The organism is Mesorhizobium sp. WSM4307, from assembly GCF_007003945.1.
Classification (GTDB): Bacteria; Pseudomonadota; Alphaproteobacteria; order Rhizobiales; family Rhizobiaceae; genus Mesorhizobium.
This window is the reverse complement of record NZ_VFTB01000006.1, coordinates 101,920-117,784: the sequence shown is the minus strand read 5'-3', so window position 1 is coordinate 117,784 and position 15,865 is coordinate 101,920. Positions and strand designations below refer to the sequence as shown.

General features: G+C 64.1%; 11 protein-coding genes. 6 read left to right on the top strand and 5 right to left on the bottom strand.

The window, feature by feature from the left end; genetic code table 11:
• Window positions 1-71: 71 nt before the first annotated feature.
• From FJV83_RS15845 to FJV83_RS15825, 5 genes are all read right to left on the bottom strand, one after another.
• A complete protein-coding gene (locus tag FJV83_RS15845) occupies window positions 72-1,586 on the bottom strand; it encodes a malonyl-CoA synthase (RefSeq protein WP_142885864.1) in 1,515 nt (504 codons plus the stop codon).
• Between the two features lie 179 nt (window positions 1,587-1,765).
• The gene (locus FJV83_RS15840; protein WP_142885919.1) at window positions 1,766-2,509 is read right to left on the bottom strand and encodes a GntR family transcriptional regulator; all 744 of its coding nucleotides are present in this window, start codon (window positions 2,507-2,509) and stop codon (window positions 1,766-1,768) included.
• Window positions 2,510-2,862: 353 nt separating this feature from the next.
• A complete protein-coding gene (rpe, locus tag FJV83_RS15835) occupies window positions 2,863-3,540 on the bottom strand; it encodes a ribulose-phosphate 3-epimerase (protein ID WP_095773449.1) in 678 nt (225 codons plus the stop codon).
• Between the two features lie 188 nt (window positions 3,541-3,728).
• A complete protein-coding gene (locus tag FJV83_RS15830) occupies window positions 3,729-7,586 on the bottom strand; it encodes a hypothetical protein (RefSeq protein ID WP_142885865.1) in 3,858 nt (1,285 codons plus the stop codon).
• A gap of 10 nt (window positions 7,587-7,596) precedes the next feature.
• Entirely contained in the window at window positions 7,597-9,834 is a 2,238-nt protein-coding gene (locus FJV83_RS15825) for a hypothetical protein (RefSeq protein WP_185973371.1), read from the bottom strand.
• A 212-nt stretch (window positions 9,835-10,046) separates the two neighbouring features.
• Here FJV83_RS15825 and dnaK point away from each other — a divergent pair, with 212 nt between their 5' ends.
• From dnaK to FJV83_RS15795, 6 genes are all read left to right on the top strand, one after another.
• On the top strand, window positions 10,047-11,963 hold the full coding sequence (gene dnaK, locus FJV83_RS15820) for a molecular chaperone DnaK (protein ID WP_142885867.1): 1,917 nt from the start codon (window positions 10,047-10,049) through the stop codon (window positions 11,961-11,963).
• A gap of 223 nt (window positions 11,964-12,186) precedes the next feature.
• A complete protein-coding gene (gene dnaJ / locus FJV83_RS15815; protein WP_095788586.1) occupies window positions 12,187-13,317 on the top strand; it encodes a molecular chaperone DnaJ in 1,131 nt (376 codons plus the stop codon).
• 151 nt (window positions 13,318-13,468) lie between these two features.
• Window positions 13,469-14,074 (top strand): phospholipid N-methyltransferase PmtA, encoded by a 606-nt coding sequence (gene pmtA / locus FJV83_RS15810; protein WP_095788587.1) that lies wholly within the window; start codon window positions 13,469-13,471, stop codon window positions 14,072-14,074.
• A gap of 153 nt (window positions 14,075-14,227) precedes the next feature.
• Window positions 14,228-14,824 carry an NADPH-dependent FMN reductase gene (locus FJV83_RS15805; RefSeq protein ID WP_142885868.1) on the top strand — a complete coding sequence of 199 codons (597 nt, stop codon included), beginning with the start codon at window positions 14,228-14,230 and terminating at the stop codon, window positions 14,822-14,824.
• A gap of 11 nt (window positions 14,825-14,835) precedes the next feature.
• Window positions 14,836-15,549, top strand: coding sequence for an orotidine-5'-phosphate decarboxylase (pyrF, locus tag FJV83_RS15800; protein WP_179295957.1), 714 nt, complete (start codon window positions 14,836-14,838; stop codon window positions 15,547-15,549).
• Window positions 15,550-15,564: 15 nt separating this feature from the next.
• Window positions 15,565-15,852, top strand: a complete 288-nt coding sequence (locus FJV83_RS15795) for a DUF1330 domain-containing protein (protein WP_095773354.1) — start codon at window positions 15,565-15,567, stop codon at window positions 15,850-15,852.
• Window positions 15,853-15,865: the final 13 nt, after the last annotated feature.

The following is a 15,865-nucleotide window of genomic DNA, read 5'->3' as shown; positions in this document are numbered from 1 at the left end:
TTTTCCGTCAGGAATTGCGTCAAAACAAAGAGTTAGAGCGGTTCGCCGTTTCCATGAAACGGTGAAACGCTCTAGGACGTGTAGAGATCCTTGTAGGCGTCGCGCAGAAGATTCTTCTGGACCTTGCCCATCGTGTTGCGCGGCAATTCGTCGACGAAGATCACCTGCTTCGGGTGCTTGTACCTGGCTAGGCGCTCGGCGATGGCGCCGAGGATTTCGGCTCCGCTGATCGCCGCCCCCGGCGCCCGCACGACGACCGCGGTGACGCCTTCGCCGAAATCCGGATGGGCGACGCCGATGACGGCGCTCTCGCTCACGCCGTCAAGCGCGTCGATCTCGCTTTCCAGTTCCTTCGGATAGATGTTGAAGCCGCCCGAAATGATCAGGTCCTTGCCACGGCCGACGATATGGACATAGCCGTCGGTGTCGATCATGCCGAGATCGCCGGTGATGAAGAAACCGTCGGCGCGGAATTCCGCCTTGGTCCTTTCCGGCATGCGCCAGTAGCCGCCAAAAACGTTCGGACCCTTGACCTCGATCATGCCGACCTCGCCTTGGGCCAGCGGCTTGCCGCTGTCCGGGTCGGCGATACGCAGCGACACGCCAGGCAAGGGGAAGCCGACCGTGCCGGCGCGCCGTTCGCCCTCATAGGGGTTCGAGGTGTTCATGTTGGTCTCGGTCATGCCGTAGCGTTCGAGGATGGCGTGGCCGGTGCGTTCGCGCCAGGCCTTGTGCGTGTCGGCCAGCAGCGGCGCCGAACCGGATACGAACAGCCGGATGGTCTTCGTCGCCTGTCGGTCCAGTCCATCCTGCTGCAGCAGCCGCACATAGAAGGTCGGCACGCCCATCAGCGCGGTGGCGCGCGGCAGCAGCGCGACGATGCGGGCCGGATCGAATTTCTGTTCGAACAGCATCGAGGCGCCCGCCATCAGGACGACATTGGTGGCGACGAACAGGCCATGGGTGTGGAAGATCGGCAAAGCGTGGATCAGCACATCGCCCGATGTGAAGCGCCATTGCTCGACCAGCACCCGCGCATTCGAGGCCAGGTTTTCGTGGCTGAGCATGGCGCCTTTCGAGCGGCCTGTCGTTCCCGACGTGTAGAGGATTGCCGCGAGATCATCCGGCCCGCGCACCACATCGTGAAAATCCGACGGCAGATGCGAGGCCTGGTCCGCCAGCGATCCCCGGCCATAGCGGTCGAGCGTGACGACGACGGCGCCGGATGGCTCGACCATGCGGCCGATATCGGCCGCCTTTGCCGGATCGCAGACGATGACGCGCGGCGCTGCATCCGAGAAGAAATAGTCGAGCTCGGTCAGCGTGTAGGCGGTGTTGAGCGGCAGGAAGACGGCGCCGGCGCGCACGCAGGCGAGATAGAGCAGCAGCGCTTCCGGGCTCTTCTCGACCTGCACGGCGACCCGGTCGCCGGGCTCGACATCCAACTGCAGGAGCGCATGCGCGAGCTGCGCCGACCGCGCCAGCATGTCGCCATAGCCGAGCGCGCGCCCGTCATCGGTTTCCATCAACAGATGCCCGGGCGCCGGCATCCGGGACCGGAACGCGTCGAACAGATGATTGCTCATGAAGTCTTCCTGCGGTGACAGCAATGGCGACGCCGGCAGTGCCCCTGGGGCGACATGAGTCGGCGGCGAAGAGTTCGCGTTTCCCGGCCATGCCGTCAAGGCCGCAAACGGCGGTCCAGCACGTCACCTCCGCCGAAAGGTGGCGAAGGATCGCGACAAGGCGCCAAGGGAAAAGATCGTTACGGCCGGGCGCGTGCGGCCGAGGCGGCGACCTTTGAGACTTCGCCTTGCTTGAAACGCGCCATGCATATGGAAGCGGTCAGCTGGTAGTGCTCGATCAAGGCCTTGACCGCGCCGTCGGCATTGCCGTCCAGTGCGCATTCGGCGATCAGCCGGTGCTCGGCGAAATCGTCGCGCGGGATGCTTTCGCCGTCATTGGCCATTTGCCGGTAGCGGTAGGCGTGATCGGAAAGCTGATCGCAGAAACCCACCAGCCAGTGCGACCGGCAGGCCGAAATCAGCACCCGATGGAAGGTGCGGTGCAGTTTCTCCCAATCGGAATCGAGCGACGTGGCATTTTGGAGCGAAAGACGCGAGGCGCGGCCCAGGCGATGCAGCGCCAGCACCAGCTGTTCCTCCCATTCGGCGGTGCGATGGTCGATGGATTCGCGCAGCGCCCGCTCCTCGAGCCAGCAGCGGGTGCGCGTCAGCTCCTCGAGCTCCGCCGCACTGACCGGCATGATGAAAAAGCCACGCTGGTCGTGGCGACCAAGAAGTCCTTCGGAGGCAAGACGATTGAGAGCTTCGCGAACCGGGGAAGCGCCGGCGCCATATTTGGAAACAACCCACTCGACCCGCAGCTTGCTTTCGGTTTCAAGAGCGCCGCTGAGCAGATCCTCCCGCAGTTGATGATAGACGGTGCTGGCAAGCGTGCTTTTGGATCCTGTGCCGTCGTCGTTCAGATTGGCAGCTCCGTACGTCAAAGCGACTCCTCGTCCCAATTTCTGGCCTGGGCAATTCGAGTCCGAAAAAACGTCCCTCTCCGTACATGTATTATACAGCCTCTGCCGTCGGGCGCTCAAGCAGAAGATCGCGTTATTGTACTTTAGCACAAAGAAATATACCCCAGACCGCTGGCGGGTCGGGCAAACTCGCTCATCTCCACAACCAGCGGAAACTTAACGTGTTTCGTATGCACGCAGAATCATCTGTTCTTCGTGTGCTCGTGCGAGCGTCTTTTCTGCCGCGCGCAAAGATGCCGAACCGGGCGGCCGAATCAGCCTTGTCCGGGCTCGACACTCGGCGCATGGATGCACAAGGCGGCCCGCACGAATCCTTAGCCGGCGGCCTTGTCGGCCGCTGTCCTGATCGCCTCGATGTTGGCGCGGTAGGCTTCGATGCTGCCGCCCTTGAAGATGGCCGCGCCCGCCACCAGCACATCGGCGCCGGCTGCCGTGACCAGGGGGGCTGTTTCGGGCGAAACGCCGCCGTCGATCTCGATGCGGATCGGCCGGTCGCCGATCAGCGCCTTGACCCTTCTCACCTTGTCAACGATCCCCGGGATGAAGGCCTGGCCGCCAAAACCCGGATTGACGGTCATGATCAGGATCAGGTCGAGGCGGTCGAGCACATATTCGATCATCGTTTCAGGCGTCGCCGGATTGAGCGATACACCGGCCTTCTTGCCGAGATTCCTGATGGTCTGCAACGAGCGGTCGAGATGCGGCCCGGCCTCGGCATGCACGGTCATGCCGTCACAGCCGGCTTCGGCGAAAGCGGCGAGGTAGGGATCGGCCGGCGCAATCATCAGATGGCAGTCGAAGAAGGCCTTGGTGCGGTTGCGGATCGCCTTGATGACGGGCGGGCCGAAGGTGATGTTGGGGACGAAATGGCCATCCATGACATCGAGATGGATCCAGTCGGCGCCTGCCGCCGCGACGGCTTCGACCTCGTCGCCGAGCCTCGAAAAGTCCGAAGCCAGCACCGACGGTGCGATCAAGGTCTTTCTGCTCATCCTGCGGCCTTTCCAAGCGTCCTTTTTCATCGGGCTCTGAACCGACTGCCTAATGCGCTCCAGATGACTTGTCGAGGGCGCAGGTACGGGCGCCGCCTGCAGCGTATGGCGCGGCAGGATTGCCAAGGATCAAAAAAGAACCCGCCGGATCGCTCCGGCGGGTTTCTGGTCTGGTGTCGAGCAGCTGGTTACTGCTGCTGGAGCTTCAGGATTCTGTTTGGATCCTGCTGCTGGTCGACCTGCGGCTGACGCCGTGGCAGCACTTGCTGCAGCAGCAATCCCGGGTTGATCTCCAGCGATGGTTGTCCCCGGATCGGCCGGCAGTTCGGATACCGTCCAATCGTGCCTTCCGGGCAGCGCCGCTTGAAGATCGGCTGGCACTGGCCATTGATCATCTGCGTGCCCGGCGCGCACTCCGTCTGCTGCCTGGGCCTGCGGCATGCGCCGTCGATCACCTCGGTGCCGCGCGGACAGACACACTCGCCGCGCTTGTTGTGGACCTGGCCGCGTATGTCGCATTGCTCCAGTTGCGGCTGCTTGCGCCGGCACGCGCCGTCGACCACCTCTGTACCCCGCGGGCAGACGCAATCGCCATTGGCATCGTGCACCTGGCCGCGGATAGCGCACTGCTCGGGCTTCGGCCGGACCGGCCGGCAGGCCCCATTGCGCACCTCGGTGCCCTGTGGACAGACGCAATCGCCATCGCCATTGCGGATCTGTCCGGGGATGCGGCACTGCTCAGGCTTCGGCCGCACCGGACGGCAGGCGCCGTTGCGCACCTCGGTCCCTTGCGGGCAGACGCAGTCGCCATCGCCATTGCGGATCTGGCCGGGGATGCGGCACTCCTCAGGCTTTGGCCGCACCGGGCGGCAGGCGCCGTTGCGCACCTCGGTCCCTTGCGGGCAGACACAATCGCCATCGGCATTGTGGATCTGGCCGCGGATGGTGCACTGTTCGGGCCTGTCGGTCCTGACGCACTTGCCGTTCTCCAGCGCCGTGCCGCGCGGGCAGATGCAGCGCCCGTCCTCGGTGCGGATCTGGCCTTCGAGCAGCACGCAGCGCTTCGGCGGTGGCGTCGGCAGAATGTTGGTGCCGCCGCCGGTGCACTGGCCGTTGCGGAAGGTGGTGCCTTCCGGGCAGACGCAGCGGCCGGCATCGTTCATGACGAAGCCCGGCGAGCATTCCTTCTTCACCTCATGGGTGATGTTGAAGGGATGGCACGCATAGGCCTTGCCGCGATCGCCCAGCACATTGGCCGCATCCTTGGACAGCACATCGCCGCCGCCCTGCACCCGTGTATCGGGAGACAGGACGCCAACGCAGTTCTGGCCATTGACGTTGCCCTGCAAATTGGCCAGACGCCCGTCGTCGGGAATGACCACGGTGACGTGATGCGACTGGCTCTCGCCGGCCCCGAGCGTCAAGTTGGCAATACAGGACAGAGGCAGGGTCGCCGGTTCGGGCGAGCAGCCGAAGGGCGGGTCGATCGAGGTGATCGCAACGCCGTCCAGCCGGCCGAGACCCTCCACGCCGATCGCATCGCCGATGCGAACCGGACCGGAGAAGGGACTCGTCCCGTCATTGGTGATGGTGATGTCGAACGAGCAGGGCTGGCGGAGCTGGCATTCGCGGTCGCCGGTCTTCTCGACACGGATGGTCGAGGAGCCGCCACCCTTGGCGCAGGCCTGGCCGATCGGATAGACGATGTCGTCGCCAGGCGCCGGACCATAGGAGCCGCGCGCGCAGTTCTCGAACTCGCCATTGGCCGAGACGGTGACGTCGAAGTGCCTGCTGGTTCCGGGCGTCATGACGGCGCCGGGAATCTGGCACGACAGCGTGTTGGCCGGAACCGGTCCGCACGCCCATTCCGCGCCGTCGGGGGTGACGGTCTGGACCTGGGCGGGCGCGCCGCCCGACACCAGCGTGGCGGCATCGTTGACCCGCACCGGGCCGGTGGGGGCGGCCGTGCCGGCGTTGGAGACGGTGACGCGGCAAGAGACGACCGCGGCACCGGCCAGCGAACCGTTGCACACCTTGGTGATGCGCAGGCCAGGCTTGCCGCCATTGGGACGACGGATGCGTTCCTTGGCGCAGGCCTTGTTGTTGGTGAGGTCGACCTCACCGGGAATGGCCTTCACCGCGGCGCAGTTCTCGACCGTATCCGACTGGTAGCCGGCCGGCATGACCGCCTTGACGAAGATCGGCGTCGAGGCGCCCGCGGGCAGCGAGATGCCGGCATTGTCGCAGCGGAACTGGCCGGGGCCGTTCGGACCGCATGTCCAGGGCGGGCTCGGCCCGAAGGTCGAGGAGCTCGGCGCGCCGCTGGGATAGTTGTCGATCACCGTCAACGGCCCGTTATAGGTCGATGTTCCGTTGTTGATGATGTCGATCACGAAGGTGCAGACGCCGTCCGGCGTGCAGATTTCGGTACGGGCCCGCTTCTTCAGGATCAGGTCGACCTTCTTCTCGACCGGCGGCTGGCAGTCGCGGTCACGATCGCCACGGCGGCAGATCGGGATCGAGGCGCAGCCACGGTCGTTCGACTGGCTGCCGAACAACGGCTTGCCGCTGGCGGCATAGTTGTAGGTCGCGCAGTTGCGCAGTGCACTGCCTTGCCAGCCCCCGGCCGGCTTGAAGCCGAGCTTGAGGTCGACAAAGGCCCCCGGGTTGAGCGTGGTCACCGGATAGGTGCACGTCATCGGGGTGGTGCCGGGCACGCAGACCCAGGGCGGATTGGGCCCCGAACTCAGCGTCGAGCCGGCCGGCAGCGTCACCTCGTCGAGCACGATCTTGCCGTTGTAGGGTGCGCTGCCGACATTGGTGACCCGGATGGTGAAGTCACAGCCGCCGGCCATCGTGCAACGTGGCACGTCGGCGCGTTTCTCGACCTTGAGGTCCGGCTGCTTTTCAGGCGGGCATCTGACGTCGCGCGGGATGACGATGTCGATGGTCTGCGTGCAGCACAGGCCCCAGCCTTCCTTCGGCCCGGCATAGGTCTCGATGCCGGTGACGATGACGTGGATGACGTCGCCGGGCGATGCGCCGACGATCTTCCAGTTCAGCACGCCGCCGCCTGGAGGCACCAGCTGGGTGTCAGGCATGATGGTGATGCCGGGCGTCGTCGTCGAAACCTGCACCCATTTGCCGCCCATCTCCGGGCCGACCGGCATGTGGTAGATGAAGGCGCCGCCGCCGGGCACGCAATCGACGGTGCCGCGTTCCACCTTGAAGCATTCCTTGCCGGGAGGTGGCGGCGGCGGGTTGCATTTGGTGACGTCGATCTTGATCGAGGTCTTCACACCGGTCTTGTAGTCGCCGTCGTCCGGCTTGCCCGGATCCTGCGACGGGATGACGGTCGCCGGGCCGCCCCTCAGGCTCACTCTGATCTGGCCCTGGTTGTCGACCGTCGTCGGCGCAGGAAACGCCGCATGGTCTATCTTGGCGGTGATCCGGAAGGTGATGATGCGTTCGTTCACGGCGCCTGACCCGTCGAGGTCGGAGGCGGAAATCCGGAAATCGGAAACATCGGCGGTATCGTCGGGTCCGGCCGAATTGCTGATGACGGCCGCCGGCAGCGGTCCGCCAGAAGCGTCCGTGCCGTCGCCGGCGACCTGCACGTTGACGATCGACAGTCCGTGCGGCAGCTGGTCCTTGAAGTCGATCCTTGCGGCTTTCAGCAAGGCGGCGAGGCTCGGATTGTCGAAGCCTTTCGGATCGCCGCGCAGGCCGAAGCTCAGGAAATATTCGACATAGTCGCAGCTTCGCTGGCCGCCTTTCTTGGTGAAGAAGGGCACGATCCGGCCGGGCTCCGGATTGATCACCCGGGGATTGTCGAGTTCGAGCCGTGGCTCCGGACTGACGGTTTCGAGTTGACCGGCCGGAGCAAGGTCTTCCGCGAAGCCGTGCACCGGGGTGAGCATGGCGACCGCGATACCGGCCGCCATCAGCCAGCGCGCGCCGCGCCTGGCATATGACAGGGGTTTCATGATCGTCTCCATGACGGTTGAGTGGTTTTGCGCGAACGGGGAGAGTGCGAGATTGTTCATCTTCCCCTCCTCAACGTTCGCAGCTGACGGCTGGGGTGCGGAGCGGCAAGGTCATCTTGCAGCAAGGGTAGTAGCCACCCTTGTCCTTGTCGGACTTCCTGTAGAAGCATAGTCCAACATCCACTCTGTCGCCCGGATAGTGGCCGGTGATGCCGATCGTGTAAGGCGTGCCGGGCGCATGCGACATGGGTGAGGTCACCGCGACGCCTGGCGTCCTGGACTGGGCCTTGATCGAATCGCCGCCGAAGCCGGCATGGTCATGGAGATAGAGATCGGCCTCGAGGCCCGAAGGCGTGCAGTAATACTGGACGTCCTCGACATCGAGACAGGGAGGCAGGTTGCCGGGCGGTGGGAAGTCCGGCGGGTAGAAGGGTGGCAGATAGCCGCCCGGGATTTCTTCATAATAGCCGGCGCGGCCCTCGCAGGGGTGCCAGACGGCGACGTCGCCGACATGGCCTTCCACCTCGGGATCTTCGAAATAGCCGTCGAAATCGACGAACCAGGAACCGAAGGGCGGCACGTTGGCCGGCTTGACCAGGTCCTTGGGCGTGATCTGCACGCCATGCACGGCGAGCGGCCCGCCGGCTGAGAGCTGCTCGGCAAGCGTCGGATTGTCGCGCAATTTGTCGCCGGTGTTGACCAGCGTCTGCGTGCACACCGAGGTGTCGAGATTGCCGTCGGCGTCATAGCCATATTGCAGGTCGAGGCCGCCGGCCGACTGCCGGTTGCCTTGCGGGAAGCCGACCGCATATTCCTGCGGCACTTCCACCCAGACCGATTCCGTTGCCGGATCGTCCGGATTCTCGTGCCAGTAGCGGATGACCTCGCCTTTGCCGGAATCGGCGAACTGGCTGTAATCATAGCGGTTTTCGACCGGGCCGCGCTGGGCGAGATACATGAAGCCGCTGTTGTCGAAGGCGATATCGGTGACGGCGTAGTCCTTGTCGGCCTTGACCGTCAGTTCCCAGCGCGGGTCGCCGGCAAAGCCGCCGTCGCGGGCAATGCCCACCGACCAGATTTCCGACTTTTCGCCGACCGAATAGTAGAGCCGGCCGCCATGGTAGGAGACGGCCCAGACGCGGCGCTCGTCCTGGGTGTAGCCCCAGGTCTCGGGGTCTTCCGTGTCGAAGGCGGCACCCTGAATGTCCATCACCGCGGCATCGTCGGCGACGGGAGCCAGGCCATGCGCCGGGCGCCCGGCGACGCCATGATCGAACGTGTCGATCAATCTGCCGGTGGCGTCGATGCGATGGATCAGGCCGGTGTCGAGATCCGAGGCGAAGAACTGGCGGTGGTTGGGATCGAAGGTGAGATTGCCGATGCCGGGACCGCTGTCGGTGTCGATGTCGGCGAATTTGGCGACCTGGCCGGTGATGCCGTCGATCTTCCAGATGGTGCCCGGGCCGCCGCCGTTTTCGGTGCCGAACTGGCCATCCATGAAAGTGGCGCCTGCCGTGCCGCGGCGCTGCCGCTCCGGCCTGCCGTCACTGTCGGCGTCCGGCGTGACGATACGGATGCCGTGCAGCGAGGTTGCGGCGGCGTAAAGATTGGGAACGCCCGACGGAACCCCGTCGCGCACGCCGTCATCATAGGTGAGGCCGAAAACCTGGCCGATCTGGCCGGCCGTCACCTCGAAGGGCGGCGGCGTGAAGACGAGCTGGCCCGAGGCCGGCCCGCCGAGATGCGAAACGTCGAAAACGCGCAAGGTGGCGCGCGTGGTGTCGATGAAGGTTTCGTCGACCGGATCGACGCCGGGCGGCAGGCCTTCGTCGAAGTTCGGAATGACGGTGCCGGAAAATCCGGTGACCGCCATCGAGCCGGGATAGATGATCTGGGTGTCCTGCGCCCGGGCGACGCCGCCAAGCCAAAGGCCGGCGGTCAGGGCAATCGCAAGAAGTCCGCCGGTTGCCTTGATCAGGCGGTGCAAACGGCTGGCGCGAGAAGACACGAACGGGCCGTGATCGCAAGACATGGAACTCCCCCCGAAGTCTGCGGGAGGAGCCTCCGGCTGTGCCGCGCGAACCAGGGCAAGGCGCGGCGGTCCGGCTCGTTCTTCCCTGCTCGAATTGTCTGCTTTCCTCATTGTCACGATACGCCTGCTCTTACGCAGGGTCAACGGAATCAGCAGGAAGCCCAGCGCATCGACCCCGTCCCGAAGGCGGTGGTCGCGCCGAGTTCCTGTCGTTCCCGGAGACCTGGGAGTCTCTGGGTTGCTGGTCATGGGGGCTTCCTTTCCGGGCCGCACCATGCGGCACCTTGACCTCTGTCGCGGACGGAGGTGGAAAGGTTCATGGAAGCCTTGCGCAGAATGCTTGCGCCCGCTGTCGCGTGTTCTTATATACGCGCCAAGCCGTCCGACGCCGGAACTCCGGTGGCCGGACGGGATTTCTTGTGAACAGGGGCTTTCGTCGGAACGCCTTCACGGGTCCTGAAAGCCTGCTTAGCGGAGAGACTAGAAAAATGGCAAAAGTAATCGGTATCGATCTCGGAACCACCAATTCCTGCATCGCCATCATGGATGGCAAGGAGCCCAAGGTTATCGAGAATGCGGAAGGCGCGCGCACGACGCCTTCCATCGTCGCCATCTCGGGCGACGGCGAACGTCTGGTCGGCCAGCCGGCCAAGCGCCAGGCGGTCACCAATCCTGAAAACACCATCTTCGCGGTCAAGCGCCTGATCGGCCGCCGCTATGACGATCCGGTGACGGAAAAGGACAAGAAGCTTGTCCCCTACAAGATCGTCAAGGGCGACAATGGCGATGCCTGGGTCGAAGCCGGCGGCAAGAAGCAGTCGCCCAGCCAGATCTCGGCCATGATCCTGCAGAAGATGAAGGAAACGGCGGAAGCCTATCTCGGCGAGAAGGTCGAGAAGGCGGTCATCACCGTTCCGGCCTATTTCAACGACGCCCAGCGCCAGGCCACCAAGGACGCCGGCAAGATCGCCGGCCTCGAAGTGCTGCGCATCATCAACGAGCCGACGGCCGCCGCGCTCGCCTACGGCCTCGACAAGAAGGATGGCAAGACCATTGCCGTCTATGACCTTGGCGGCGGCACGTTCGACATTTCGGTGCTCGAAATCGGCGACGGCGTGTTCGAGGTGAAGTCGACCAATGGCGACACCTTCCTCGGCGGCGAGGATTTCGACATGCGCCTGGTCGAGTATCTGGCGGCCGAGTTCAAGAAGGAACAGGGCATCGACCTGAAGAACGACAAGCTCGCCTTGCAGCGCCTCAAGGAGGCGGCTGAAAAGGCCAAGATCGAGCTGTCGTCCACCACGCAGACCGAAATCAACCTGCCCTTCATCACCGCCGACGCGACCGGGCCCAAGCACCTGACGCTGAAGCTGACGCGCGCCAAGTTCGAAAGCCTGGTCGAGGATCTCGTCCAGCGCACCATCGACCCGTGCAAGGCAGCACTCAAGGATGCCGGCCTGAAGGCTGGCGAGATCGACGAAGTGGTCCTGGTCGGCGGCATGACCCGCATGCCCAAGATCCAGGAGATCGTGAAGCAGTTCTTCGGCAAGGAGCCGCACAAGGGCGTCAACCCGGATGAGGTCGTTGCTCTCGGCGCCGCCATCCAGGCCGGCGTGCTGCAGGGCGACGTCAAGGACGTGCTGTTGCTCGACGTGACGCCGCTGTCGCTCGGCATCGAGACGCTGGGCGGCGTGTTCACCCGGCTGATCGAGCGCAACACGACGATCCCGACCAAGAAGAGCCAGGTGTTCTCGACCGCTGAAGATTCGCAGTCGGCCGTGACCATCCGCGTCTTCCAGGGCGAGCGTGAAATGGCCGCCGACAACAAGGCGCTCGGCCAGTTCGACCTGGTCGGCATTCCGCCGGCGCCGCGCGGCGTGCCGCAGATCGAGGTCACCTTCGACATCGACGCCAACGGCATCGTCAACGTTTCGGCCAAGGACAAGGGCACCGGCAAGGAGCACCAGATCCGCATCCAGGCCTCGGGTGGCCTTTCGGACGCCGACATCGAGAAGATGGTGAAGGACGCCGAAGCCAATGCCGAGACCGACAAGAAGCGGCGCGCCGTGGTCGAGGCCCGTAACCAGGCCGAGGCGCTGGTGCATTCGTCCGAGAAGTCGCTGAAGGAATATGGCGACAAGGTCTCGGAAGCCGAGCGCACGGCGATTTCCGATGCCATCGCGGCACTGAAGACCGCCGCCGAGGGCGACGACGCGGCCGACATCGAGGCCAAGAGCCAGGCGCTCGCCGAAGCTTCGATGAAGCTCGGCCAGGCCATGTACGAGGCCTCGCAGAAGGAAGCGGCGGAAGCCGACGCCAAGGCGGATAGCGCCAAGGACTCCGACGTGGTCGATGCCGATTTCGAGGAAATCGACGAGGACGACGACAAGAAGAAGTCGGCCTGAGCCGCTTGACGGCAAGATAAAGCGGAAAGCCCGGCGTAAAGCCGGGCTTTTTTGCAACCCTCGCTGAAAAAAGTGCGGGGCCTGCCGAAAAAATCACTGAAAACCACGGACAAGTTCGCGCCGGCCCTAGCATCGGGGCAGCACCGCTCCTAAATCGAGGCGACGTGCCGGCAAACGACGCAACAATGCATCAAGACGTTGAGCATCCGGACAGCGGGAAAAAATGAAAGCTGATTTCTACGAAACGCTGGGCGTACAAAAGGGCGCCGACGAGAAGGAGCTCAAGAGCGCTTTCCGCAAGCTCGCCATGCAGTTCCATCCTGACCGCAACCCCGGCGATCACTCCTGCGAGCACAAGTTCAAGGAAATCAACGAAGCCTACGAGACGCTGAAGGACCCGCAGAAACGCGCGGCCTATGACCGTTTCGGCCACGCCGCCTTCGAACAGGGCGGCATGAATGGCGGGGCGCAAGGCTTTGGCGCCGGCGGTTTCGCCGACATCTTCGAGGATATTTTCGGCGACATGATGGGTGGGCGCCAGCGCCGCTCGTCGGGCGGCCGCGAGCGCGGCGCCGACCTGCGCTACAACATGGAAATCTCGCTGGAAGAGGCTTTCGCGGGAAAGACCGCGCAGATCCGTGTGCCGGCCTCGATCTCGTGCTCGGAATGCTCCGGCAGCGGCGCCAAGCCCGGCACCCAGCCGGTCACCTGCTCGATGTGCCATGGCCATGGCAAGGTGCGGGCGACGCAAGGCTTCTTCTCGATCGAGCGCACCTGCCCGCAATGCCAGGGCCGCGGCCAGACGATCAAGGATCCGTGCCCGAAATGCGCCGGCCAGGGCCGCGTCACCGAGGAGCGTTCGCTGTCGGTCAACATTCCGGCCGGCATCGAGGACGGCACTCGCATCCGCCTTGCCAATGAGGGCGAGGCCGGCCTGCGCGGCGGGCCCTCGGGCGATCTCTATATTTTCCTGGCGGTGAAGCCGCACGAATTCTTCCAGCGCGATGGTGCCGATCTCTATTGCAAGGTGCCGATCTCGATGACGACGGCGGCCCTTGGCGGCTCCTTCGAGGTGACGACGCTGGACGGAACCCAGACCAAGGTGAAAGTGCCCGAAGGCACGCAGAACGGCCGCCAGTTCCGCCTCAAGGGCAAGGGCATGCCGGTGCTGCGCCAGCCCAATGTCGGCGACCTCTATATCCAGACCGCTGTCGAGACGCCGCAGAACCTGTCGCGCCGCCAGCGTGAGTTGCTGGAGGAGTTCGAGCAGCTGTCCTCGCAGGACAATTCGCCCCAATCGAGCGGGTTTTTCGCCCGCATGAAGGATTTCTTCGAATCCTTCAGCGAACGTTGATGGTGCAAGAACGGCGCGGGAATCGATGAAACGCGCCGTGTTTTGAGACGCGACGAAATCTATCTTATCCACGACATGCGTCTCGCAACGCCTTGCCTTGCGTCAACCAGGTGTTAAGTAGCTTTGCGGGGGAGCCTTGAGGAGAGCTTGCATGACACGTGGTCACGGACTGCGGAAGGCGCTTGCCGAGAAGTTCGACGACGAACTCAAATTCTTCAAGGGCTGGATCGACAAGCCGAAGACGGTCGGTTCGATCGTGCCGACCAGTTCGATCACCGCGCGCAAGATGGCCTCGATCGTCAACCCCAGGTCCGGCCTGCCGGTGCTTGAAGTTGGTCCCGGCACCGGTGTCATTACCCGTGCCATCCTCGCCCAGGGCGTGCGGCCCGAAAATCTCTATGCCGTCGAATACAGCACGGATTTCGTGCGCCATCTGCGCCAGCTCTATCCCGGCGTCAACGTCATCGAGGGCGATGCCTTCAACCTCAACGCCACGCTTGGCGAGAGGAGCGGGATGATTTTCGATTCCGTCGTGTCCGGCGTGCCGCTGCTCAATTTTCCGGTCGCCCAGCGCATCGCCTATATAGAGAGCCTGCTCGACCGCATTCCGGCGGGCCGTCCGATCGTGCAGCTGACCTATGGCCCGATGTCGCCGATCCCGGCCGGTCGCGGCGACTATACGGTCAAGCATTTCGATTTCATCTTCCGCAACATCCCGCCGACGCAGCTGTGGATCTACCGCCGCGAAGCGCATTAAGTGAGAGGGGAGTAAGGGAGTAGGAAATGACGATTCAATTTCCGGACTGTTGCATGCTGACCTACTGCCTTACCGCCTTACTCCCTTATTCACCGACCCAGCCGTTGATTTGAGCTGCCTCTGGCTGTACCTGTCCGGGAACAAGGGTGGCCAATGGCAGTGATCCCGAAAATCCTCGTCTTCGCCGGCTCGGTGCGCAGCGGCGCCTATAGCGGCAGGACCGCCGATGTGGCGCAGAAGGAACTTGCGGTGCAAGGCGCCGAGGTGACCCGCATTTCGCTCGCCGATTATCCCTTGCCGATCCTCGACGAGGATCTCGAGAAGGAAAAAGGCGTTCCCGAAAGCGCCGTCAAACTCGGCCGTCTGATATCAGCCCATGACGGACTGCTGATCGCCACGCCCGAATATAACGGCTCGATCCCGCCGCTGCTCAAGAACACGATCGACTGGGTGAGCCGGGTGCGCCGCGATGGCGGCCGATCGGTGAGGCCGCTTGCCGGCAAGGTCGCCGGGCTGTGCTCGTCCTCCAACGGCCGTTTTGCCGGCATACGCTGCATCAACCATCTGCGCGCCGTGCTGGTACGCTGCCAGATGGAGGTGGTGACACCGGAATGCTCGGTGCCGGACGGCGGCGACGCCTTCGACGAAGGCGGCAATTTCCGTGACGAAAGACTGTACAAATCGATGGAGCATTTATGCCGCACGCTGATCGAAACCTCGCGCATGCTGTCGACCCGGATCGAGGCGTGACCGCCACGACCATTCAGGCCAAATCCATCCGGGCCCAGTCCATCCAGGAAAGACTGATCGTCGGCCTGGACGTGCCGACCGTGCGGGAAGCCGAGCAGGCGGTGCGCGAACTCGACGGCGTCGTCTCCTTCTACAAGATCGGCTATCAGCTGGCCTTCGCCGGCGGGCTCGACTTCGCCAGGGAACTGGCGAGCGGCGGAACCAAGATCTTCCTCGACATGAAGCTGCTCGACATCGACCATACGGTGGCCAAGGGCGTCGAGAACATCGTCAAGATGGGTATGACCATGCTGACCATCCATGCCTATCCCAAGGCGATGCATGCAGCGGTGGAAGCGGCCAGGGGCAGCGACCTTTGCCTGCTCGCCGTCAGCGTGCTGACCTCGATGGACGAGCAGGACATGATCGATGTCGGCTACGAATATGACCCGCACACGCTGGTGCTGAGGCGCTCGGAACAGGCGCTGCATGCCGGCATGGGCGGCATCGTCTGCTCGGCGGCGGAGGCAGAAGCGGTGCGCCGCATCGTCGGCCCCGACATGGCGGTGGTGACGCCCGGCATCCGGCCGGCCGGCAGCGACCATGGTGACCAGAAACGCGTGGTGACGCCGGCGCAAGCAGTCCGCAACGGCGCCAGCCATCTTGTGGTGGGCCGCCCGATCGTCGCGGCAAACGACCGCCGCGCGGCAGCGCAGGCGATCCTCGACGAAATGCGCTCTGCGTAGACAAGGGAGAGAACAATGCCGAAGGGATACTGGATCGCCCGCGTCGATGTGCGCGATGCCGAAGGCTACAAGGCCTATATCGCCGCTTCGAAGCTCGCCTTCGACCGTTTTGGCGCAAAATTCCTGGCGCGCGGCGGAGCCCATGAGCTGGCCGAAGGGCCTGGCCGCGCCCGCAACGTGATCATCGAATTCGAATCGCTTGCGATCGCGCATGACTGCTACCACTCGCCGGAATATCAGCGCGCGGTGGCCATTCGCCAGAAGGTCGCCGACGGTGAGATCGTGCTGGTCGAAGGGGCCTGAAGCCTATCGCGGC